The sequence below is a fragment of the Azospirillum rugosum genome (assembly GCF_017876155.1).
Classification (GTDB): Bacteria; Pseudomonadota; Alphaproteobacteria; order Azospirillales; family Azospirillaceae; genus Azospirillum; species Azospirillum rugosum.
The window spans coordinates 195,412-216,952 of record NZ_JAGINP010000011.1 but is presented as its reverse complement, the minus strand read 5'-3'; the positions used below and the strand labels follow the sequence as shown (position 1 = coordinate 216,952).

Annotated in this window: 19 protein-coding genes; 16 read left to right on the top strand and 3 right to left on the bottom strand. The window is 66.5% G+C overall.

Features of this window, described 5'->3' with window-relative positions; genetic code table 11:
* Positions 1-117 precede the first annotated feature (117 nt).
* The 6 genes from J2851_RS16765 to J2851_RS16740 all read left to right on the top strand — a co-directional run bounded on the left by J2851_RS16765 (position 118) and on the right by J2851_RS16740 (position 9,137).
* The gene (locus tag J2851_RS16765) at positions 118-990 is read left to right on the top strand and encodes an N-formylglutamate amidohydrolase (RefSeq protein ID WP_209767521.1); all 873 of its coding nucleotides are present in this window, start codon (positions 118-120) and stop codon (positions 988-990) included.
* A 6-nt stretch (positions 991-996) separates the two neighbouring features.
* The gene (locus tag J2851_RS16760) at positions 997-2,130 is read left to right on the top strand and encodes a carboxylate-amine ligase (protein WP_209767520.1); all 1,134 of its coding nucleotides are present in this window, start codon (positions 997-999) and stop codon (positions 2,128-2,130) included.
* Between the two features lie 389 nt (positions 2,131-2,519).
* Positions 2,520-4,703, top strand: coding sequence for a hypothetical protein (locus J2851_RS16755; RefSeq protein ID WP_209767519.1), 2,184 nt, complete (start codon positions 2,520-2,522; stop codon positions 4,701-4,703).
* A 289-nt stretch (positions 4,704-4,992) separates the two neighbouring features.
* On the top strand, positions 4,993-6,318 hold the full coding sequence (locus J2851_RS16750) for an O-acetylhomoserine aminocarboxypropyltransferase (RefSeq protein ID WP_209767518.1): 1,326 nt from the start codon (positions 4,993-4,995) through the stop codon (positions 6,316-6,318).
* A 10-nt stretch (positions 6,319-6,328) separates the two neighbouring features.
* Positions 6,329-7,132 (top strand): alpha/beta fold hydrolase, encoded by an 804-nt coding sequence (locus J2851_RS16745; protein ID WP_209767517.1) that lies wholly within the window; start codon positions 6,329-6,331, stop codon positions 7,130-7,132.
* A gap of 127 nt (positions 7,133-7,259) precedes the next feature.
* Positions 7,260-9,137, top strand: coding sequence for a PAS domain S-box protein (locus tag J2851_RS16740; protein WP_209767516.1), 1,878 nt, complete (start codon positions 7,260-7,262; stop codon positions 9,135-9,137).
* 151 nt (positions 9,138-9,288) lie between these two features.
* On the opposite strand, the gene J2851_RS16735 is transcribed toward J2851_RS16740, so the two are convergent.
* Positions 9,289-9,750, bottom strand: a complete 462-nt coding sequence (locus J2851_RS16735) for an Hsp20 family protein (protein ID WP_209767515.1) — start codon at positions 9,748-9,750, stop codon at positions 9,289-9,291.
* 303 nt (positions 9,751-10,053) lie between these two features.
* Here J2851_RS16735 and J2851_RS16730 point away from each other — a divergent pair, with 303 nt between their 5' ends.
* Complete coding sequence (locus tag J2851_RS16730; protein WP_209767514.1) at positions 10,054-10,467, top strand: DUF1465 family protein; 414 nt, start codon at positions 10,054-10,056, stop codon at positions 10,465-10,467.
* Between the two features lie 88 nt (positions 10,468-10,555).
* Here J2851_RS16730 and rpmE read toward each other — a convergent pair whose 3' ends face one another.
* The gene (gene rpmE / locus J2851_RS16725; RefSeq protein WP_014241009.1) at positions 10,556-10,780 is read right to left on the bottom strand and encodes a 50S ribosomal protein L31; all 225 of its coding nucleotides are present in this window, start codon (positions 10,778-10,780) and stop codon (positions 10,556-10,558) included.
* 158 nt (positions 10,781-10,938) lie between these two features.
* Here rpmE and J2851_RS16720 point away from each other — a divergent pair, with 158 nt between their 5' ends.
* Positions 10,939-12,813, top strand: a complete 1,875-nt coding sequence (locus J2851_RS16720) for an ABC transporter transmembrane domain-containing protein (protein WP_209767513.1) — start codon at positions 10,939-10,941, stop codon at positions 12,811-12,813.
* 88 nt (positions 12,814-12,901) lie between these two features.
* Complete coding sequence (locus tag J2851_RS16715) at positions 12,902-13,582, top strand: DedA family protein (RefSeq protein ID WP_209767512.1); 681 nt, start codon at positions 12,902-12,904, stop codon at positions 13,580-13,582.
* Here the strand turns inward: J2851_RS16715 and J2851_RS16710 are convergent.
* The gene (locus J2851_RS16710; protein WP_307420461.1) at positions 13,551-14,204 is read right to left on the bottom strand and encodes a LysE family translocator; all 654 of its coding nucleotides are present in this window, start codon (positions 14,202-14,204) and stop codon (positions 13,551-13,553) included. The genes J2851_RS16715 and J2851_RS16710 overlap by 32 nt on opposite strands.
* Before the next feature lie 232 nt (positions 14,205-14,436).
* On the opposite strand from J2851_RS16710, the gene J2851_RS16705 reads away from it, so the two are divergent.
* From J2851_RS16705 to deoC, 7 genes are all read left to right on the top strand, one after another.
* Entirely contained in the window at positions 14,437-15,432 is a 996-nt protein-coding gene (locus J2851_RS16705; protein ID WP_370881325.1) for a BMP family lipoprotein, read from the top strand.
* A 161-nt stretch (positions 15,433-15,593) separates the two neighbouring features.
* Positions 15,594-17,165 carry an ABC transporter ATP-binding protein gene (locus J2851_RS16700; RefSeq protein WP_209767510.1) on the top strand — a complete coding sequence of 524 codons (1,572 nt, stop codon included), beginning with the start codon at positions 15,594-15,596 and terminating at the stop codon, positions 17,163-17,165.
* A 131-nt stretch (positions 17,166-17,296) separates the two neighbouring features.
* Positions 17,297-18,436, top strand: coding sequence for an ABC transporter permease (locus tag J2851_RS16695; RefSeq protein ID WP_246500712.1), 1,140 nt, complete (start codon positions 17,297-17,299; stop codon positions 18,434-18,436).
* Position 18,437: 1 nt separating this feature from the next.
* Positions 18,438-19,412 carry an ABC transporter permease gene (locus J2851_RS16690; RefSeq protein WP_209767509.1) on the top strand — a complete coding sequence of 325 codons (975 nt, stop codon included), beginning with the start codon at positions 18,438-18,440 and terminating at the stop codon, positions 19,410-19,412.
* On the top strand, positions 19,412-19,822 hold the full coding sequence (gene cdd / locus J2851_RS16685; protein ID WP_209767508.1) for a cytidine deaminase: 411 nt from the start codon (positions 19,412-19,414) through the stop codon (positions 19,820-19,822). Before J2851_RS16690 ends, cdd begins: the two co-directional genes overlap by 1 nt.
* Positions 19,823-19,834: 12 nt before the next feature.
* Positions 19,835-20,668, top strand: coding sequence for a purine-nucleoside phosphorylase (locus tag J2851_RS16680; RefSeq protein WP_209767507.1), 834 nt, complete (start codon positions 19,835-19,837; stop codon positions 20,666-20,668).
* The gene (gene deoC / locus J2851_RS16675; RefSeq protein WP_209767506.1) at positions 20,665-21,495 is read left to right on the top strand and encodes a deoxyribose-phosphate aldolase; all 831 of its coding nucleotides are present in this window, start codon (positions 20,665-20,667) and stop codon (positions 21,493-21,495) included. Before J2851_RS16680 ends, deoC begins: the two co-directional genes overlap by 4 nt.
* Positions 21,496-21,541 lie beyond the last annotated feature (46 nt).

The window sequence follows — 21,541 nt, the reverse complement described above, 5'->3', positions numbered from 1 at the left end:
AGCGCGGTTCGGCGCCCAGCCTGGAAACCCTGGCGCGGGGACGGTGTTAAGCCAGGGGTGCCTATAACCTTCGCCCGAGCTTCCGGACCGCGCCTTGCCCTGCAATATTATGCCGCCATGACGCCGCACTCCCCCTGCCAGCCCGCCGAGCATTCCCGGCCGGTCACCGCCCCCACGCCGCCGCGGGCTGCACCGCCGCCGCCGCTGCTCGGCCCGGAGGATCCGCCGCCCTTCACCGTGCTGCACCCGGAGTCGCGGAGCCCGCTGCTGATCCTGTGCGACCACGCGACCCGCGCGGTTCCCAAGGCGCTCGGAGACCTGGGCTTGCCGGAGGAGCAGCTGTGCCGGCACATCGCCTACGACATCGGCGCGGCGGAGCTGACGCGGCGGCTGGCCGACCGGTTCGGGGCGACGGCGGTGCTGGCCGGTTACTCCCGGCTGGTGATCGATCCGAACCGCGCGCTGAACGACCCGACGGCGATCCCGGTGGTCAGCGACGATGTGGTGATCCCGGCCAACCGCGCGCTCGACGCGGCGGAGGAACGGCGGCGGGTGGAGGCGATCTTCATCCCCTACCGGGACGCCATCGCGGCGGAGATCGCGCGGCGGCGCGAGCGCGGGCAGGTGCCGGCCATCGTCTCCGTCCACAGCTTCACGCCCGTGATGCGCGGCGTGGCGCGGCCCTGGCACGTCGGCATCCTGTGGGACCGCGACCCGCGCATCCCCGTGCCGATGATCGCGCGGCTGCGCGCCGACGGGCGCTGGTGCGTCGGCGACAACGAGCCCTACACCGGGCGCACGACGCTGGGTGGCACAGTGGAAACCCACGCCACGCCGGCCGGCCTGCCCAACGTCCTGATCGAGGTCCGCCAGGACCTGATCGCCATTCCGGAAGGCGTCGCCACCTGGGCCCAGGTCCTGGGCGACGCGCTGGAGCCCATCCTCGCCGACCCGGATCTCTACCGGGTCGAGATGCACCCGCGGGAGTGAGACTGCATGGAACCGGCCTTCACGCTGGGGCTTGAGGAAGAGTATCTGCTGGTGGACCGCAGCACGCGGGACATCGCGCGCAACCCGCCCGACGGCATGCTGGACGCCTGCCAGGAGCGGGCGCCGGGCCGCATCCACCCGGAATTCCTGCGCTGCCAGATCGAGGTCGGCACGCCGGTCTGCGCCGACCTTGCGGAGGCGCGGGCCGAACTCGCCAGCCTGCGCGCCACTGTGGCCGGCGTGGCGCGGGAGCATGACCTCGCCCCCATCGCCGCCTCCACGCACCCCTTCGCGGCGTGGGAGCCGCAGAAGCACACCAACCGCGACCGCTACAACATGCTGGCCCGCGACCTGGGCGCCCCGGCGCGGCGGCTGATGATCTGCGGCATGCACGTCCATGTGGGGATCGAGGACGACGACCTGCGCATCGACCTGATGAACCAGGTCCGCTATTTCCTGCCGCACCTTCTGGCCCTGTCCACCTCCTCGCCCTTCTGGCGCGGGCAGGACATGGAGCGCAAGTCCTACCGCCTGTCGGTGTGGAACGAACTGCCGCGCACGGGCATGCCCGACGGGTTCCAGAGCTTCGGCGAGTACCAGCAGCAGGTGAACGTGCTGGTCAACGCCGGCATCATCGAGGACGCCAGCAAACTGTGGTGGGACATCCGCCCGTCGCAGCGCTTCCCCACGCTGGAGATGCGCATCACCGACGTCTGCACCCGGCTGGACGACGCGGTGACGGTGGCGGCGCTGTACCGCTGCCTGCTACGCATGCTGTGGCGGCTGCGGCTGAAGAACGTGACGTGGCGGCCCTACAAGAACCTGCTGATCGAAGAGAACCGCTGGCGCGCCCAGCGCTACGGCCTGGACGACGGGCTGGTGGATTTCGGCCAAGGCAAGATCGTGCCCTACGCCGATCTGATGGAGGAACTGATCGAGCTGACCCGCGAGGACGCGGAGCATTTCGGCTGCGCCGCCGAGGTCGCGCACGCCCGCGACATCATCCACCGCGGCACCAGCGCCCACCGCCAGGTCGCCATCTACCGCGACGCGCTGGAGCAGGGGGCGACGGGGTGGGAGGCCCTGGCGCAGGTCGTGGATTGGCTGGTGGAAGAAACGATGGTGGAGGTGGGTGCGTGATTTAGAGCGCGGATCAAAACTCCGCTTCCATAGGCTCAAGCCATTGATTTTGCTCGGCCCGGTGGAGGTTTTGATCTGCAATCTTACCGGCCCAAGGCTCCGTTACAAGCACCGATCGGGGTTTGTCGATGTTTCGGTGATGTTCCCGCATTAAGCCCGTAATATGAAGCGGTGCCTGCGCCGTTTGATGAAGGCATTTTAATCATCGGGCAAGGACAGAAGCGTCATTCTGTCGCGCTTTCAGTCGAACTGGTATCGATTGAACGGAAAAGGAAAAAGAAATAAATTTTAGGAGCAGGCTCGCGTGCGCAGGTGTCGATTAATAAATGCGTGCGTATGGTGAGTTATCGATCATTTGTTTGGAATCCTTGTCGGTGCGGGAGGGGATAATGGAAACGGCCATGTCGGAGTTTTTTCGCGACAAGATGCTCGATATTCCTGAGGACGATCTGTCATTCTGTGAATTCATCAGCAGATCGCACCAGGATGGGCAGAATCCCCGGAACCAAGTGAGGTATCACCGCTACAACATATCTGAATCTTTCAGCTACATATCGGACTTTTTTAGAGTTCTGGAGCGTTGTTTGTTTCAGCTTCCGGACGGCAACGCGGTGTTCGATAGTGACCTTGGCTACGTCTACCCTTCGCAGTCGCAGATCGAGAATTTCACGGGGTACGTCGGGTATGAGGCCTACATCAATAGGACACGTGGCGCTACGGACGACTGGGTTGATGGTCTGATCTCAAAAATTAGGGAGAACAGATCAAAAAAAGGACAGACATATCTCCCCGTCGTTGAGTTTATTCTTGGAAAGGTGGGGAGCGGTAAGTCAACGTTTATAAAATTCGTCGAAAACGGATACAAGGATAGCTTTGCCAACGAAAAAATTCTTTTTGTCCATATAGATCATAGCCAGTTTACGGCGAGCAGTAACATCCAGGGACGTCTTCCGAAGGACAAAAGGTATGCGAGGATACGGGATATTGTGCTGCGGAATATCCTGGTATCGTTTCAGCTTAACTCTGTTGCGCTCAATGCATGTGGTGGTGTTCGGTCATTTGTTAACGGATTCAAGGAGTATTGTCAGAAAAGACGTATCGCGATAAATGATCGCGATCTTTACTTCATCATAAATCCGAATGCGGACTGCGATGAAAGCGTGATGGATACCTTCGGTCCTGCTGTCGACTTCTTGCGCAGCCTCGATTTTTATTTTCTCATTGCAATTGATGGCATGGACGCCCTGACCTTTGATGAAGTTGTTAAGGGTGAACATGCCGAACTGTTCGATGACATCGCGACTGTTCTGTTTGGAGTCCAAGCCCCTCAATACACTGTTTCGCATAGCAACTACATTGTCACATTAAGGAACTGCACGCACGAGCGATTCGTTGTGAATCACAGTGAAAGAATGCGGCGAATCCGTCCGTCTATCCTCATTCCGTGTGAGTTCCGCAGGCTCCTTGAGCGGGGGGTGAGATATTACATTCATGACGTAAAGAAGGACAGCAAATTCTGGCGGGGCGGCGAAGAAGCTGTGTCATGGTTCATGCTTGCGCTTCTTGAAGCCATGGAACGCAGTTTGGGAGTTTCCGAGAAGCAGGAGATTTCGGCGCTTTTCGATCACAATCATCGACACATCATGGAGTCTCTCGTCGAGATCGCGTCATGGTTAATTACAAGGATAATAAACCAGAACAGTGCCTTCAAAAACGTCTTCGAAATATTTGAATATGTCGAAGAAAAGGATCTTTTATTGCTGAAGGGTGGCCCACGGATTTCAGACTCTATCGAGAAATATGACCAATATGATGTTTTTGAGGCTTATTTAATACGTGAAGGGGTCGGATTTTTTAACAAATTTTCTATCGGCGAGAAAATTATACCTGTCGTTCGTGGTGCTAGCATCGATAATATATTCAATTACCATATGGTGGATGCTAGCAGAAGTGATGTTCATAATTTTCTCGTGTTGAAACTTCGTGTCCTGCAACTGCTTGCTTTCTCGAGGAATTATGTTGGCGTTGGGTCTATAAGGCGGTTTTTGTATATGCTTGGATATACCATCGAAGACAGAGAATTAATGGTCAACATTGATCTATTGCACTCGGGCAGTTTTGTAAAAGTTCGATATGAGACCGGTGAGTTTCGGTATTGTATCACCAAATTCGGAACTTTGTTCCTGAAGAATATTCTGTGGAACACTCGTTATATCGAGAATGCTATACAGGAAACGCTCGTCCCCCGAGTTATGGCGACCGATTTTCATGGTTGCTTTAAATATGGGCAGCGGATAACCACTTCGCGGTGGATCGAAAACTCACTGATAAATTGTTACTTGTTCTTGCAAATTGTCCGTAACATTGAAGATCATGAAATGAAATGCTTTATGGAGAATGGCGGCCCCAGATATTATAGGAAGTTCGATTGGAGGATATCGGAAAAATTTTACGATGTGGCTCGGCAATTTATCGATGTCGTGGCAAAGGATCGGCGGTTGGACATCCAATCGTTGAGCGAGGAAATGAGGGAAATTACCGACGAACTGCGAGCGGCCTTGGGCACGGGGTAGTGCTGATCGGCGACGTTGGGGGTGCAGCAAATTGGCTGAGGGGTGGCGGTTCACCACAGGGTGACGTGCATGATGTGAAAGTTCGTAAGTAGCGTTTGCGCGTCAGCCCTTCGACTCTTCCGATCCGGCCCATCGATATGGGCAACGCTAGCATCTTGACCTTTGGGTCATCCAGCCATACGCTCGGCGCAACACAGCTCATTGAGTTGAGCAGGGCAGGCAAAAAACGCAAAAACAACAGGGGGCCGCTCGAACACCGGGCGGCCCCCTACCTTTAGGGGGGAAGCGCATGGCCGAGGCCAAGTTCCTCAAGTTCGACACGCTGAGCCTGCACGCCGGCCAGCGGCCCGACCCGGCGACCGGGGCGCGGGCGGTGCCGATCTACCAGTCGACGTCCTTCGTGTTCGACGACACGGACCACGCGGCCTCGCTGTTCAACCTGGAGCGCGCCGGGCACATCTACTCCCGCATCTCCAACCCCACCGTCGCGGTGCTGGAGGAGCGGCTGGCGGCGCTGGAAGGCGGCGTCGGCGCGGTCTGCACGGCCAGCGGCCAGGCGGCGCTGACTCTGGCGATCCTGACGCTGATGGACGCCGGCGGGCACATCGTCGCGTCTTCCTCCCTCTACGGCGGCAGCCGCAACCTGCTGGCCTACACGCTGCCGCGCTTCGGCATCACGACGACCTTCGTGAACCCACGCGACCTCGACGGCTTCCGCAACGCGATCCGGCCGGAGACCCGGCTGGTCTTCGGCGAGGTGCTGGGCAACCCGGGGCTGGAGGTGCTGGACATCCCCAAGGTGTCGCAGATCGCGCATGACGCCGGCCTGCCGCTGCTGGTGGACGCGACCTTCGTCACGCCCTACCTGTGCAAGCCGCTGTCGTTCGGCGCCGACCTCGTCATGCATTCCTGCACGAAGTGGCTGGCCGGCCATGGCGTCGCCATCGGCGGCGTGGTGATCGACGGCGGCACCTTCGATTGGGAGGCGTCCGGCAAGTTCCCGACCCTGACGGAGCCCTACGCCGGCTATCACGGCATCGATTTCGTGGAGGAGTTCGGCCCCGCGGCCTTCGTCATGCGCGCCCGCGCGGAGGGCCTGCGCGACTTCGGCGCCTGCATGAGCCCGATGAACGCCTTCCAGATCCTCCAGGGCGTGGAGACTCTGCCGCTGCGCATGAAGGGGCACATCCACAACACCCGCAAGGTTGTCGGCTTCCTTGAGTCTGAGGCCTATTCGGACAAGGGCTCGGTCGCCTGGGTCACCTATCCGGAGCTGGTCGACCATCCCGACCACCGGCTGTCCGCCCGGCTGCTGCCGCACGGCGCCGGCTCCATCATCTCCTTCGGCATCCGTTCTTCTGATCCGGGGGGAGGTCGGGACGCCGGGCGGCGCTTCATCGAGAAGCTGGCGCTCTTCTCGCACCTCGCCAACGTCGGCGACGCCAAGTCGCTGGTGATCCACCCGGCCAGCACGACCCACGCGCAGCTCGACGCCGAAGCGCTGAAGGCCAGCGGGGTGGGGGAGGACATGATCCGCCTGTCCATCGGGCTGGAGGATTGCGACGACCTGATCGACGACCTGCGGCAGGCGCTGCGCGCCGCGACCAAGCCGTAAGGGGGCCGCCATGGAACTTTCCGTCAACGGCCACGCGGTCTACGCCCACACCGGCGGCCGTCCGTTCGATCCGGCCCTGCCGGTCGTGGTGCTGATCCACGGCGCCGGTATGGACCACACGGTGTGGAGCCTGCAAACCCGCTACCTCGCCCATCACGGGCGCGCGGTGCTGGCGGTGGACCTGCCGGGGCACGGCCGCTCCGCCGGCGCGCCGCTCGCCTCCGTGGCGGAACTGGCGGACTGGATCGTGGCGCTGCTGGACGCCGCCGGCGTGGAGCGGGCGGCGCTGGTCGGCCATTCCATGGGCGCCCTGGTCGCATTGGACACCGCGGCGCGCCATGGGGGGCGCGTCGAATCGCTGGCCCTGCTCGGCGTGGCGGAGGTGATGCCGGTGCATCCCGACCTGCTGGCCGCGGCGGCCGCGAACGATCCGTCGTCGATCGAGCTGGTCATCGGCTGGGGGCACGGGCCGCGCGGCCATGTCGGCGGGTCGGCGGCGCCGGGGCTGGCCCTGCTGCCGGGCGGGCGTCGCCTGATGCAGCGGACCCCGCCGGGCGTGCTCGGGGTCGATCTTGCCGCCTGCAACGCCTACGCGCGTGGTACGGAGGCGGCGTCCGCGGTGGCCTGCCCGACGCTGTTCCTGCTGGGCGCCGCCGACCGCATGACGCCGGCGAAGGCCGGCCGGGCGCTCGCCGCCAAGGTCAAGTCGTCGCAAGTCGTCGTGCTGCCGGGCATAGGCCATATGGTCATGACGGAAAGCCCGGACGCCGTCGTCGACGCACTGGCCGAGCATCTGGCGCCGAAAGCCCGCTAGCTTTTTCGCGTTCGATTTCGGCAACGTCATAAACGGTTAATGAAGTGACGGTCTACTGAATCCATCCAGCCGGAACGGTGGGAGGACTCAGGCCTTGCGGATCAACGAGCGCTCAGCGACCGCTCTGATGACGAACGCCAGCGACGTGACGGCCCTGCTGTCGCGCGACGGGCTGTTCCGGTTCGTGGGCGGCTCCTCGCTGCGCGTCTTCGGGTATGAGCCGGAATCGGTGGTCGGGACCGCCATGCTGGACTACGTCCACCCCGACGACCGCGCCGACGCCGCCCGCCGCTTCGCCCGCCGCGTGGCGGATCCCAGCGCCCCCCTGGAGCCCGCCGTCTACCGGTTGCGCCACGCCGGGGGTGTCTGGCGCCATGTCGAGGCGGCCGCCTGCAACATGCTGGACGACCCGGACGTGCAAGGCGTCGTCATCAACGTGCGCGACGTCACCGACCGGGTGGAGGCGGAGAACCGCCTGCGGGCGAGCGAGGCGCTGTACCAGACGCTGGCCCGCTCCGCCCCCGTCGGCATCTTCCAGACGGACGCCAGGGGGGAAATCACCTTCGCCAATCCCCGCTTCGCGCAGATCACCGGGGTCGCCGCCGACGAGGTGCAGGGCCGTGGCTGGCGCGACGCCATCCATCCCGACGACCGGTGCCGGTTCGAGGCGGAATGGACGCGCTGCACGGCCGAGGGGCGCGCGATGCTGGTCAACCTGCGCTTCCTCGGGCCGGAGGGAACGACGACCTCGGTGCTCTGCCAAAGCTCCCCGCTCACCGACGCGGACGGGCGCTTCCAGGGCTTTGTCGGCACGCTGACCGACATGACCGAGTATGTGCGGACGGCCGAGGCGCTCCGCATGGCGGAGGCGCGGACCAACGCCATCGTCGACGCCGCCGCCGACGCCATTCTCACCGCCGACGAGGAGGGCATCGTTCACAGCTTCAACCGGGCGGCGGAGGAGATGTTCGGCATCCCGGCGGTCGAGATCGTCTGGGGCCGGATCGATCGGCTGCTGCCGCCCGCCGATGCCGCGCGCCACAGCGGATACCTGAACCATTTCCCGGTGGGCCGGACCACCCGCATCGCCGGGCAGGACGGTCCGGTCATGGCGGTGCGCGGCGACGGCACGCTGTTCCCGGTGGAACTGGCGGTCAGCTGCATCGAGGTGGCGGGCCGCCGCATGTTCATCGCGGTCATCCGCGACATCACCGAGCGCGTGCGGATCGAGCGGGAGCTGATCGGCGCGAAGGAGGCGGCGGAGGCCGCGGACCGGGCCAAGTCGGCCTTTCTCCAGGTGATGAGCCACGAGTTGCGCACGCCGCTGAACGCGGTCATCGGCTTTGCCCAGGTGATCGAGATGCGGCTGATCGGGGCGACCGAGGTCGACCGCTACACGGACTACGCCACGAGCATCCGCCAGTCGGGCGAGCATTTGCTGGGCATCATCGAGGACATCCTCGACATCACGAAGATCGAATCGGGAAAGCTCGACCTGCTGGACGGGCCGGTGGACGTCGCCGATCTGGTCGGGCAGGGGCTGAACCTGATCGCCATCCAGGCCGGAAAGCGCGGCGTGGCGGTGTCCATCGACCTGTCCGACGACCTGCCGCCGGTGCGCGGCGACGCGCTGCGCCTGCGCCAGGTGTTGGTGAACCTGCTGTCCAACGGCGTGAAATTCTCAAAAGCCGGCGACACCGTCACCATCGGCGCCCGCCGCGGCGCCTGCGGTGGTGTGGAGATGTTCGTCCGCGACGTCGGCATCGGCATGGCGGCCGACGACATCCCGAAGGCGCTGGTCCCCTTCAACCAGATCGACCAGTCGATGACGCGCGGCCACGAGGGAACCGGGCTTGGGCTTCCGATCAGCAAGCGGCTGGTCGAGGCGCACGGCGGCGCGATGCTCATCGACAGCGCGCCGGGGCAGGGCACCACGGTGACCGTCCGCCTGCCGGCGGAGCGCGTGCTGAGCATGGCGGACTATCTGAACGCCATGGGTGCGTAACGAACCCGGAATTTCGGGATCATGGCGAAGCCGGAACGTTCGGCTTCCGTATCGAACTTCATTGCAAAAGCGAAACGGCGCCCCGGTTGCCCAGGGCGCCATCCGTTCCGTTCAGGAAACGATCCAGCCGTGATCTGACCGAAGTCGGGTGTTACGCGGCCTGCTGGGTCAGGGCCGGCTGCTGCGACGCGGCGCTGTCGATCTTGATGGTGCGGGGCTTCATCGCTTCCGGAACCTCACGCACCAGATCGATGTGGAGCAACCCGTTCAGCAGGTTGGCGTTGGCCACCTTGATGAAGTCGGCAAGCTGGAAGCGGCGCTCGAAAGCGCGGCCGGCGATACCCCGGTAGAGGAATTGGCCGGTTTCCTGATCCTTCTTAGCTTTGCCAGTGACCACCAGCGAGTTCTGCTGGGCGGTGATCTCCAGGTCCTCCGGCCCGAAGCCGGCAACGGCCATGGTGATCCGGTAGGCGTCATCACCCGTCTTTTCGATGTTGTAGGGCGGGTAGGACGCCGCGGCCTCGTCGCCGGTCATCGCGGTCTCCAGAAGGCGCGAGAGGCGGTCGAAACCGACGGTCGAACGGAACAGCGGCGAAAGGTCGTAGGTACGCATGATATATCCTCCAATCGAGCGATACAGCGTTCGGGGACCACGATCATCGTCGATCCCCAACTTTGCGATCATCTTTGCGATCCAGGCGGACCCCGTATGGGCGTCCGCCGGTACCGCGAGAGATAGGCGACCCCTGGGCCTCTTCAAGAGGGCCTATGTTTTTTCAAACGGGGTGGCGCACGGCCTGTCGAAAGGCCAGATAGGCCTTCGCCGGACGGCGGTCCCGGGACACTCATCGATTGTTAATCAGTTGCGGCGAGGCTCAACATTGGGCCATCCGGCCGCGGGAGGGGTACGGCCGTGATGGAAACACCGACCTTCTTCAACGGTACCTATGACGAGACGATGGCGCTGCTGATCGAGGCGCGCAACTACATCGCCTATCATGATGCCGTGAACCACCGGACGCTGCCCCCGCACGTCCGGCTGCAAATTTCCTACGAATCCATGCGCGTGACCAGCCGCCTTACCCAGGTGATGGCGTGGCTGCTGGCGCAGAAGGCCGTCCACGCGGGCGAGATCACCCGCGAGCAGGCGGCGAGCGAGGATTTCGCGCTGTCCGGCGGCGACGTCTGCACCGACCCCTCAGGCCCCGACAACGAGGCCCTGCCGGAAGGCCTGCGCAGCCTGCTGGAGCGCAGCCACAGGCTCTACATGCGCGTGTCCCGCCTGGACGAGCGGGCGCGGATGGAGGTGCAGCACGCCGTGGCCGGCTGATCCGGCGCGGCGTCTGTTTCAGAATGCGCAAACGCGAAAAGGGCGCCCGGCGGACCGGACGCCCCTTTTCGTTTTGCGGAGAAGAAGCTTACTTCTTCAGGCCGAAGCTCGCGAAGCGCTTGTTGAACTTCGCGATCTGCCCGCCCGTGTCGAGCAGCTTCTGCACGCCGGTCCAGGCCGGGTGCGACTTCGGGTCGATATCGAGGCGCAGCGTGTCGCCCGGCTTGCCCATGGTGGAGCGGGTCTTGAACGTGCTGCCGTCGGTCATCACCACGTTGATCTCGTGGTAGTCGGGATGAATATCAGTCTTCATGGCCGGGGTTCCTGCAAAGCGAGCGGCGTCTATAGCAAAGAGGGCCGCGCGATGCAACCGCCATCCGCGGCGATTTGCGCCGCGGGCTTTTTGCATCGCGCCGTAGGCTTCTTGTCCCGCGCCGCAGGCTCCTTGTCGGTGTGCTGAGGCCTTGCTATATGCCGCGTCAGCCTTGCGCGGCCGACTGTCCGCCGCGCCCCTGCCGCTGGGGAGCCTCGGTGTTTCGCCAATCCTCACGATCGACGCGAGCAGCGTCCAACGAAACTGCGTCCAACGACACGCGCCGCCGCGACCTGACCCCGCTGCGCCGGCTGATGCCCTTCCTGTGGCCCTACAAGGCGCAGATCCTCGGCGCCATGCTGGCGCTGGTGGTGGCGGCCGGCACGGTGCTGGGCATGGGGCAGGGCATGCGGGTCCTGGTGGACCAGGGCTTCGCGGCCGGCGATTCATCGCTGCTCGACCGCGCGCTTCTGGTCCTGCTGGCGGTCATCGTGCTGATGGCCGCCTCCACCTTCGGGCGCTTCTATCTGGTGAGCTGGATCGGGGAGCGGGTCGTCGCCGACATCCGCCGGGCCGTCTACGACCATGTCCTGCGCCTCTCCCCCGGCTTCTTCGAGACGAACAAGACGTCCGAGATCCTGTCGCGCCTGACCACCGACACCGAGGTGCTGCAGGTGGTCGTGGGCTCGTCGGTGTCCATCGCGCTGCGCAACCTGCTGCTGTTCCTGGGCGGCACCGGGATGCTGCTGATCACCTCGCCCAAGCTGACCGGGCTGGTTTTCCTGGTCGTGCCGCTGGTGGTGTTCCCGATCATCCTCTTCGGCCGCCGCGTCCGCGCCCTGTCGCGCGCCAGCCAGGACAAGATCGCCGACATCGGCTCCTTCGTGGAGGAGACGCTGAGTGCGATCCGCACCGTCCAGGCCTACACGCACGAGGCGCTCGACCGCGTCCTGTTCGGGGCGCGGGTGGAAGACGCCTTCGCCACCGCGGTGCGCCGCGTGAAGGTGCGCGCGCTGCTGACGGTGATCGTCATCGTGCTGGTCTTCGGCGCGGTCGGCATCATCCTGTGGATCGGCGGGCACGACGTGCTGGCCGGGCGCCTGTCGGCGGGCCAGCTGTCCGCCTTCGTCATCTATTCGGTGGTCGTCGCCGGCTCCGTCGGCGCCATCAGCGAGGTGGTCGGCGATCTCCAGCGCGCCGCCGGTGCCACGGAGCGGCTGTTCGACCTGCTGGATACCCGGCCGGACATCCGCGCCCCGGCCAGCCCGGTGGTCCTGCCGGAACCGGCGACGGGCGCGCTGTCCTTCGCCGGCGTGCGGTTCCATTACCCGTCCCGCCCGAACGGCGCCGCGCTGGAGGATTTTTCGCTCGACGTGACGCCGGGCGAGACGGTGGCGCTGGTCGGCCCGTCGGGGGCCGGCAAGACCACGGTGTTCCAGCTCCTGCTGCGCTTCTACGACCCGCAGGCGGGAACGATCCGGCTGGACGGCGTGGAACTGCGCGACGCCGACCCGGTGGAGGTGCGCCGCCGCCTCGGCCTCGTGTCGCAGGATCCCGTCGTCTTCTCCGCCAACGCCTGGGAGAACATCCGCTACGGCCGTCCCGACGCCAGCGACGCCGAGGTGCGCGCCGCCGCGGAGGCCGCCCACGCGCTGGAGTTCCTGGAGGCGCTGCCCCAGGGCTTCGACACCTACCTCGGCGAGAAGGGCGTGCGGCTGTCCGGCGGCCAGCGCCAGCGCCTGTCCATCGCCCGCGCCATCCTGCGCGACCCGCCCGTGCTTCTGCTGGACGAGGCGACCAGCGCGCTGGACGCGGAGAGCGAGCGCATGGTGCAGGACGCGCTGGACCGGCTGATGAAGGGCCGAACCACGCTGATCATCGCGCACCGTCTGGCGACCGTGCTGAACGCCGACCGCATCGTGGTGATGGACGAGGGCCGCGTCGTCGCGACCGGCCGCCACGCGGATCTGGTGCGCGAAGGGGGACTCTACGCCCGCCTCGCCGCCCTTCAGTTCGACCGCGCCGCCGAGTAGCCCCCTCGGTTCCTCGCGGCTGGGTTGCCGGAACCGCGCCCGCTTCATCGTTGTTCCTCCCTGGGCATGGAACTCGGGATGGACGCGCATGGATGGCGGGCTGACGAACTGGCTGGTCGATGTGATGCACACGATGAACTACGTGGGCATCTTCCTCCTGCTCGTGCTGGCGCGGGTGATCCCGCCGGTGCCGGCGGAGTCGGTGATCCCGCTGGCTGGGCTGGCGGCGGCGCATGGGGAATACAGCCTGTGGGGCATCGCGCTGGCCGGTGGGCTGGGCTCGATGGTCGGGCAGCTGGTGTGGTTCCTGCCGAGCCGCCTGCTCGGCCGCGACCGGCTGGAGGCCTTCCTGAAGCGCTGGGGCCCCTGGCTGACCATCCACCCGAAGAAGGTCCGGCGCAGCACCGACTGGTTCGCCAAGCGCGGCGGGCTCGCCGTGTTCCTGACGCAGCCGGTGCCCGGCGTGCGCACGCTGATCTCCATCCCGGCGGGGGCCTGCCGGATGTCGATCCTGCTCTACTGCCTCTATTCCGGCGTTGGTTCGATTCTGTGGACGCTGCTGCTGGCCTGGGCCGGCTACATGCTGTCCACCTGGCCCTTCGCGAACCGGCTGATCGGCTATTTCACGATCGGGCTTCTGGTGGCGCTGGTCGGGCTGTACCTGTACCGGCTGGTCCGGCATTTCCGGTCGATCCGCCGGGACCAGAAGTCGCGCAGGCGCAGTGCCGGCGCGGCCTTCAGCCCATCGCCCAACCCGCCATGCCCGTGAAAGCCATGCCGAGCGCCCACAGCCCGAAGCCGGCCAGCGCCACGCCCGTGCAGTGATTGAGCAGCGTCAGCCGCTCGTCGGAGATGCGGTGGCGCACGGCGGCCACGCCCATGGACAGGCTCATCCACCAGGTGCAGGCGCCGATGAAGACGCCCGCCACCAGCGTGCTGGCGTCCACCCGCCCCAGGTTCCCGCCCAGCCCGAAGCCGGCGAAGATGGCGATGAAGGCCATGATGGTCGCCGGGTTGGTCAGCGTCAGCGACAGGCCGGTCATGAAGCCGCCCAGCCAGGACGGCGTGTCGGCGGCCTTGTCGGCCTCCCGCTCGTCCTCCTCCGGCTTCTTGCGGAAGGTGCGGATGGCGACGACCAGCAGGAAGATGCCGCCGATCAGCTGGAAGGCGACCTCGTGCCCCTGGAGGAAATCGAGCGCGGCCGACACGCCGAAGGCGGCGATGGCGCCGAAGATGGTGTCGGCGACCGCCGCACCGAAGCCGGTGAAGAAGCCCATCGCCGGGCCGTACTGGAGCGTGCGGCGGATGCAGAGCAGCCCGATGGGGCCGACCGGGGCGGCTATGGCGATCCCGAGGACGATGCCTTGCAGCAGCACCACCAACTCATGCACGCCGATGCTCCCCCACATACTGATTCGGTCCGGGATGGACTCCGCGGGGGGTGATAGCGGTCCACCGCCCCTGCGTCAACCGGCGAAGCCCGGATTCGCTGCCGCAAGGCTGTGGGATGCGGCGGCAATTCCCCTGTTGTGCGGTGGAACGACCGGCTATCCTGCGCGTCCTTGAACCGTTGATCGGGGGTACCCGTCGGACGGGCGAAAGGAACAGGGAAGGGAAAGAAGAATGATGAAGCGTATCCTCGCGGTCCTCACGCTGTCCGTAGCCGCCGGTGCGGCGCCCCTGGCGACCCCGGCGCAGGCCGCCGACGAGTTCGTGCCGGCCGTCGTGTTCGACCAGGGCGGCAAGTTCGACAAGTCCTTCAACGAGGCCGCCTACAACGGGGCGGAGCGCTTCAAGAAGGAAACCGGCATCAACTACCGCGAGTTCGAGATCACCAACGAAAGCCAGCGCGAACAGGCCATGCGCAACATGGCCCGGCGCGGCGCGTCGGTCATCGCGGCGGTCGGCTTCTCGCAGACCGCGGCGGCGGACAAGGTCTCCCGCGAGTTCCCGAACACCAAGTTCTGCCTGATCGACGACAAGCTGGAACTGCCCAACGTCCAGTCCGTGACCTTCAAGGAGCAGGAGGGCTCCTTCCTCGTCGGCATGCTGGCGGCGATGGCGTCGAAGACCGGCAAGGTCGGCTTCGTCGGCGGCATGGACATCCCGCTGATCCGCAACTTCCTGACCGGCTACGAGCAGGGCGTGAAACAGGTGAAGGCCGACGGCGAGGTCATCACCAACATGACCGGCACCACCCCGGCCGCCTGGAACGACCCGACCCGCGGGGCGGAGCTTGCCAAGAGCCAGTTCGGCCGCGGCGCCGACATCGTCTTCGCGGCGGCGGGCGCCACGGGCCTGGGCGTACTCCAGGCCGCGGTGGACGCCGGCAAGCTCGGCATCGGCGTGGACAGCAACCAGAACTGGGTGCATCCGGGCAAGGTCCTGACCTCCATGGTCAAGCGCGTGGACGTCACCGTCTACGACTGCATGAAGTCCGCCAAGGAGGGCAGCTGGAAGGCCGGCCACCGTGTCGTCGGCCTGAAGGAGGAGGGCGTCGGCTACGCGCTCGACGAGAACAACCGCAAGCTCGTCACGCCGGACATGGAAAAGGCCGTCGAGGAAGCCAAGCAGAAGATCATCGCCGGGCAGCTTCAGGTGAAGCCGTACCAGCCCTGATCCTGTTTCAGTTCCTCGTGCCGCGGCCCCCTCCCTAACCCTCCCCCGCTTCGCGGTGGAGGGGACTGCCGCTGTCCTTCCCTCCACCGCGAAGCGGGGAAGGGTGCCCGCGGGAGCGGGTGGGAGGGGGCAATCTGTCCGACACACCGAAGACCCCACCCATGCCCGACGCCCCCACCGCAGCCGCCACCCTCACCCCGCCGGCCCTGGAAACCCGCGGGGTGAACAAGTGGTTCGGCGCCAACCACGCCAACCGCGACGTGTCACTGGCCGTGCCGAAGGGGACGATCCACGGCGTGATCGGCGAGAACGGGGCCGGCAAGTCGACGATCATGAGCATCGTCTACGGCTACCTGCCCGCCGACAGCGGAGAAATCCTGGTGGATGGCCGGCCGGTCGCGGTCAAGAGCCCGCGCGACGCGCTGGCCGCCGGCGTCGGCATGGTCCACCAGCACTTCATGCTGGTCGATCCCTTCACCGTTCTGGAAAACGTCCTGCTCGGCGCCGAGGGCGGCGTGACGCTGGCCGCGGGGATGGAGCGGGCGCGGGCGGAACTCGTCAGGCTCGCCCGCGACTACGGGCTGGAGGTGGACCTCGACCGCCCGGTCGGCGAGCTACCGGTGGGCGCGCAGCAGCGCGTGGAGATCCTGAAGGCGCTCTACCGCGGCGCCGACATCCTGATCCTGGACGAGCCCACGGGCGTCCTGACCCCGCAGGAAACCGACCACCTGTTCCGCATCCTGCGCGCGCTGCGTGAGCAGGGAAAGACCATCGTCATCATCACCCACAAGCTCCGCGAGATCATGGAGCTGACCGACAACGTCACGGTCATGCGCCGGGGCGAAGTGGTGGCGAACGTCCGCACGGCCGAAACCAGCAAGGAGCAGCTGGCCGAGCTGATGGTCGGCCGCAAGGTGCTGCTGCGGGTGGAGAAGGCGCCGGCCCAGCCCGGCCCCGTGGTGCTGGAGGTGTCGGGCCTCACGTTGCGCGACCGCTCCGGCGTGGAGCGGGTGAAGGGCGTCGGCTTCTCCGTTCGGGCGGGCGAGATCGTCGGCATCGCCGGCGTGTCCGGCAACGGCCAGTCGGAGCTGCTGGAGGCGCTGGCCGGCATGCGGCCGGTCGCCGGCGGCTCCGTGCGCCTGCGTGGGGAGGAGTTGGCCGACCGGCCGGGCCTGTTCAACGCCAAGGCGCTGCGGGGTCTGCGCGTCGGCCATGTGCCGGAGGACCGGCAGAAGGTCGGGCTGATCACCAGCTTCGAGGCGCGGGAGAACGCCATCCTCGGCCATCACGACGATCAGGCCTACAACGGCCGGGTCCTGATGGACCGCGCGGCCGTACTGTCCCGCTGCGAGGCGGAGATGGAGGCCTACGACGTCCGCCCGCGCGACGCGCGGCTGCGCGCCGCCAACTTCTCTGGCGGCAACCAGCAGAAGATCGTGCTGGCCCGCGAGATCGAGCGGAACCCCGACCTGCTGCTGGTCGGCCAGCCGACCCGCGGCGTGGACATCGGGGCCATCGAGTTCATCCACAAGCGGCTCGTGCGCCTGCGTGACGAGGGCAAGGCGATCCTGCTGGTCTCCGTGGAACTGGACGAGATCGTCAGCCTGTCCGACCGCATCCTGGTCATGTTCGACGGCCGCCTGATGGGCGAGGTCGCGCCGAATGATGCCGCCCTTGAGCAAATCGAGCGCCGCCTGGGCCTGATGATGGCGGGGGTGGAGGCGGCGGCCTGAGGTCGTTGATCGGTGCCGCGGCGCTTCAGGACGGTCACGCTTGCGCTGCGTCTCGCGCCGGGGCACCTTCCTGGGCGGTTCGCGTTGCACACGCACGCGAACACGCAGACGTCCGAAGGGATGGGGCCTGAATGGCGCGAGGAATGGCGGGGAAGGGGTTCGGCATGCCGGGGGAGGTGCCCGGCTGGGTCAATTACGCGCTGCTGCCCCTGTTGAACCTGCTGGCGGCCTTCATCCTGTCGGGGCTGATCATCCTGGTGATCGGGGAGAACCCGCTGGACGTGCTGGCGCTGATGGTGACGGAGGCGGTGGGCTATCCGGAGGCCATCGGCTACACCCTCTACTACACCACCAGCTACATCTTCACCGGGCTGGCGGTCGCCGTCGCCTTCCACTGCGGCCTGTTCAACATCGGCGGAGAGGGACAGGCCTACATGGGCGGGCTCGGTGCCGGGCTGGTCGGGTTGGCGATGACCGGCTGGCCCTGGCCGGTGGTCGCGGTCGCCGGCGTCCTCGTCTCCGCGCTGTTCGGCGCCGCCTGGGCCTGGATCCCCGGCTGGCTTCAGGCCAGGCGCGGCAGCCACATCGTCATCACGACGATCATGTTCAACTTCATCGCCGCCTCCATCATGACCTACCTGCTGGTGGACGTGCTGATCAAGCCGGGCCAGCAGTCGCCGGAAACGCGGGAGTTCGATCCGGGCACCTGGCTGCCCTCCATGGACCGGGCGCTGGGCTGGATCGGTATCGAGGTGGCGCCCTCGCCGCTGAACCTGTCCTTCGCCTGGGCGCTGGCCTGCTGCGCGCTGTTCTATCTGTTCCTGTGGCGCACCCGCTGGGGCTACGAGATCCGCACCGTGGGGCAGAACGAGCGGGCGGCGGTGTACGCCGGCATCTCGCCGGCGCGGAACATCGTGCTCGCCATGGTGATCTCCGGCGCGCTGGCCGGCTTCGTCGGGGTGAACGAGATCCTGGGCGTGCAGCACCGCCTGCTGCTGAACTTCACCGGCGGCGTCGGCTTCGTCGGCATCGCGGTGGCGCTGATGGGGCGCAACCACCCGGTGGGGATCATCCTGGCCGCCCTGCTGTTCGGCATGCTGGCGCAGGGGGGAGGTCAGGTGTCCTTCGAATATCCCACGGTGAACCGCGAGTTGGTGATGGTCATCCAGGGCCTCGTCATCCTGTTCGCCGGCGCGCTGGAGAACCTGTTCAAGCCGCAGGTGGAGGCGCTGTTCCGCAAGCGGGGCGCGCGCAACGAGGGGAGGGCCTGACATGGACGAGGTCTTCCTGGCGATCCTTCTGCTGGTCGACGCCACCATCCGCGTGGCGACTCCGCTGGTGCTCGCCGCCTTCGCCGCACTCTACGGGGAGCGGGCGGGCGTGGTGGACATCGGGCTGGAGGGCAAGATGCTGGCCGGCGCCTTCTTCGCCGCCGCCGTCGCCTCCTCAACCGGCAACCCCTGGCTCGGCCTGCTCGCCGGCATCGCGGCCTCGGTGGCGCTGTCGCTGGTGCACGGCTTCGCCTGCATCACCCACAACGGCAACCAGGTCGTCTCCGGCATGGCGATCAACATCCTGGTCGCCGGGCTGGCCCCGACGCTGGCCTACGCCTGGTTCCACCAGGGCGGGCAGACCCCGCTGCTGCCGTCCTCCGCGCGGCTGCCGCAGGTCCACCTGCCGGGGGTGGAGGTGCTCTCGCCCATCCCCGTCATAGGGCCGATCTACCGGGAGATTTTCGACGACGCCAACGTGCTGATCTGGCTGACCGTCCTGGTCGTGATCGCGACGCATTGGGTGCTGACCCGCACCCGCTTCGGCCTGCGCCTGCGCGCGGTGGGGGAGAGCCCGGCGGCGGTGGACACGGCGGGCATCTCGGTGACCAAGCTGCGCTATCAGGCGGTGATCATCACCGGCGTCCTGACCGGTGTGGCCGGCGCATACTTGTCCACCGCGCACGGCGCCGGCTTCGTGCGCGACATGACGGCGGGCAAGGGCTATCTGGCGCTGGCGGCGCTGATCTTCGGCAAGTGGAGGCCCTGGCCGACCCTGTTCGCCTGCCTGCTGTTCGCCTTTACCGACGCGGTGCAGGTGCGCCTGCAAGGCGTACCCCTGCCGGTTGTCGGCGTCATACCGGTACAATTCATCCAAATGCTGCCCTATGTCCTTACCGTGCTCCTCCTCGCCGGCTTCGTCGGCAAGGCGGTGGCGCCCAAGGCCAGCGGCATTCCGTACGTGAAGGAACGGTGATGTCCGACCCCAATCGCCTTATCGATGCCGCGCGCGAGGCCATGGAGAAGGCCTACGCCCCCTATTCGCGCTTTTCCGTCGGCGCGGCGATCCTGGGCGAGTCCGGCCGGGTCTACGCCGGGGCCAACGTGGAGAACGCTGCCTACCCGCAGGGCCAGTGCGCCGAGTCCTCGGCCATCGGCGCGATGATCGTCGGCGGCGACCGCAAGATCCGCGAGATCGTGGTGATGGGCGGCAAGCCCGGCGACGGCATCCTCTGCACGCCCTGCGGCGGCTGCCGCCAGCGCCTGCGCGAGTTCGCCGCGCCCGAGACGCAAATTCATGTTTGCGGACCGGAAGGGCTGCGTCGCACGTTTACGCTCGGCGAGCTGCTGCCGCATTCCTTCGGCCCCGACAACTTGGACTTTTAAGGACCGACCACCATGACCGCCGCACGCGCCGCCGCGGAAATCCTGCACCGGGCTGCCGGCTTCCGGCCCCGGGTGGGCATCGTGCTGGGCTCCGGCCTCGGCGGCCTCGCCGACCGGATCGGGGACGCCATCGCCGTCTCCTACGGGGACTTGGACGGGTTCCCGGTGCCGAGCGTGGAAGGCCACGCCGGCCGCCTCGTGATGGGGCAGCTGGGCGGGCAGCCGGTCGCCTGCATGCAGGGCCGCGTTCACGCCTACGAGGGCAACGGGTTCGACGCGCTGAAGACCGCGATCCGCGCGCTGAAGCTCGCCGGCTGCGACACGCTGGTGCTGACCTGCGCCGCGGGGTCGCTGCGGGTGGAGGTCGGGCCGGGGCGGCTGATGGCGATCTCCGACCACCTGAATCTGCTGGGCGCCAACCCCCTGACCGGCCCGAACGAGGACAGCTTCGGGCCGCGCTTCCCCAGCATGACCGACGCCTGGGACCCGGCTCTGCGCGCGCTGATGCGCCGCAAGGCGCTGGAGCAGAACATCGACCTGGTGGAGGGCGTCTACGCCGCCTACCCCGGCCCGTCCTTCGAGACGCCCGCCGAGGTCCGCATGTTGAAGGTGCTGGGTGCGGACGCCGTCGGCATGTCGACCGTCCCGGAATGCATCATCGCGCGCCATTGCGGCCTGCGGGTCGCGGGCTGCGCGGTCATCACCAATCTGGGCGTGGGGCTCGGCGACGGGCCGGTGGACCATGACCAGACGTTGCGGGCCGCCTCGGCCGCCGCCTCCGACCTGGAGCGGCTGCTGGTCGGCTTCCTGGAAGGGCTGAACGAAGAGGACGGACGCCGGCCATGAAACTCCCCGCCGACCTGCAACAGGCGCTCGACAAAGCCGCGGCCGCGAAGGCCGACGCGAAGGTCGCCGCGCGCGCCATTGGCCTGCTCGACCTGACGAGCCTGAACGACGACGACACCGAGGATGCGGTGGAAAAGCTGTGCAAGCGGGCGGTCACGCCGGCCGGCGCGGTGGCCGCCGTGTGCATCTGGCCGCGCTTCGTGAAGACCGCGCGCAAGGCCCTGAAGGGCAGCGGCGTCAAGATCGCCACCGTCGTGAACTTCCCCAAGGGCGAAGCCGACGCCCCGTCGGTGGCGGCGGAGACGAAGGCCGCCGTGAAGGACGGCGCGCACGAGATCGACGTGGTGCTGCCTTACCGGGCCTTCATCGACGGCGCGCGCACCCAGCCGATGAGCGTGATCCGCGCCTGCCGCGACGCCTGCGGGCCGGACGTGATCATGAAGGTGATCCTGGAGTCCGGCTGCTTCCCCGACCCGGACCTGCTGGCCTGGGCCGCGCGCGACAGCATCGCGGCGGGCGCCGACTTCCTGAAGACCTCCACCGGCAAGGTGCAGCCGGCCGCGACGCTGGAGGCGGCGACGCTGCTGCTGCACGTCATCCACGAATCGGGAAAGACCGTGGGCTTCAAGGCCGCCGGCGGCATCCGCGACGCGGCGGGCGCGGCGGCCTTCCTGGCGCTGGCCGACCAGCTCCAGGGCAAGGGCTGGGCGACGCCCAAGACCTTCCGCTTCGGCGCGTCGAGCCTGCTCGACTCGCTGCTGGCGGCCAGCGGGCATGGCGGCAAGGGCGACGACACGGTGGCCGTTCCGGCCACCGCCGGTTATTAAGGGGCGGGCTATTAGAGGCGCGCCTCCAACGGCCCGGCACAACACG

Bases quoted from the DNA above. Each gene is read 5' to 3' on its own strand.
- J2851_RS16765 (WP_209767521.1), top strand. From the start codon at position 118: ATGACGCCGCACTCCCCCTGCCAGCCCGCCGAGCATTCCCGGCCGGTC.
- J2851_RS16760 (WP_209767520.1), top strand. From the start codon at position 997: ATGGAACCGGCCTTCACGCTGGGGCTTGAGGAAGAGTATCTGCTGGTG.
- J2851_RS16755 (WP_209767519.1), top strand. From the start codon at position 2,520: ATGGAAACGGCCATGTCGGAGTTTTTTCGCGACAAGATGCTCGATATT.
- J2851_RS16750 (WP_209767518.1), top strand. From the start codon at position 4,993: ATGGCCGAGGCCAAGTTCCTCAAGTTCGACACGCTGAGCCTGCACGCC.
- J2851_RS16745 (WP_209767517.1), top strand. From the start codon at position 6,329: ATGGAACTTTCCGTCAACGGCCACGCGGTCTACGCCCACACCGGCGGC.
- J2851_RS16740 (WP_209767516.1), top strand. From the start codon at position 7,260: ATGACGAACGCCAGCGACGTGACGGCCCTGCTGTCGCGCGACGGGCTG.
- J2851_RS16735 (WP_209767515.1), bottom strand. From the start codon at position 9,750: ATGCGTACCTACGACCTTTCGCCGCTGTTCCGTTCGACCGTCGGTTTC.
- J2851_RS16730 (WP_209767514.1), top strand. From the start codon at position 10,054: ATGGAAACACCGACCTTCTTCAACGGTACCTATGACGAGACGATGGCG.
- rpmE (WP_014241009.1), bottom strand. From the start codon at position 10,780: ATGAAGACTGATATTCATCCCGACTACCACGAGATCAACGTGGTGATG.
- J2851_RS16720 (WP_209767513.1), top strand. From the start codon at position 10,939: ATGCCGCGTCAGCCTTGCGCGGCCGACTGTCCGCCGCGCCCCTGCCGC.
- J2851_RS16715 (WP_209767512.1), top strand. From the start codon at position 12,902: ATGGATGGCGGGCTGACGAACTGGCTGGTCGATGTGATGCACACGATG.
- J2851_RS16705 (WP_370881325.1), top strand. From the start codon at position 14,437: ATGATGAAGCGTATCCTCGCGGTCCTCACGCTGTCCGTAGCCGCCGGT.
- J2851_RS16700 (WP_209767510.1), top strand. From the start codon at position 15,594: ATGCCCGACGCCCCCACCGCAGCCGCCACCCTCACCCCGCCGGCCCTG.
- J2851_RS16695 (WP_246500712.1), top strand. From the start codon at position 17,297: ATGGCGCGAGGAATGGCGGGGAAGGGGTTCGGCATGCCGGGGGAGGTG.
- J2851_RS16690 (WP_209767509.1), top strand. From the start codon at position 18,438: ATGGACGAGGTCTTCCTGGCGATCCTTCTGCTGGTCGACGCCACCATC.
- cdd (WP_209767508.1), top strand. From the start codon at position 19,412: ATGTCCGACCCCAATCGCCTTATCGATGCCGCGCGCGAGGCCATGGAG.
- J2851_RS16680 (WP_209767507.1), top strand. From the start codon at position 19,835: ATGACCGCCGCACGCGCCGCCGCGGAAATCCTGCACCGGGCTGCCGGC.
- deoC (WP_209767506.1), top strand. From the start codon at position 20,665: ATGAAACTCCCCGCCGACCTGCAACAGGCGCTCGACAAAGCCGCGGCC.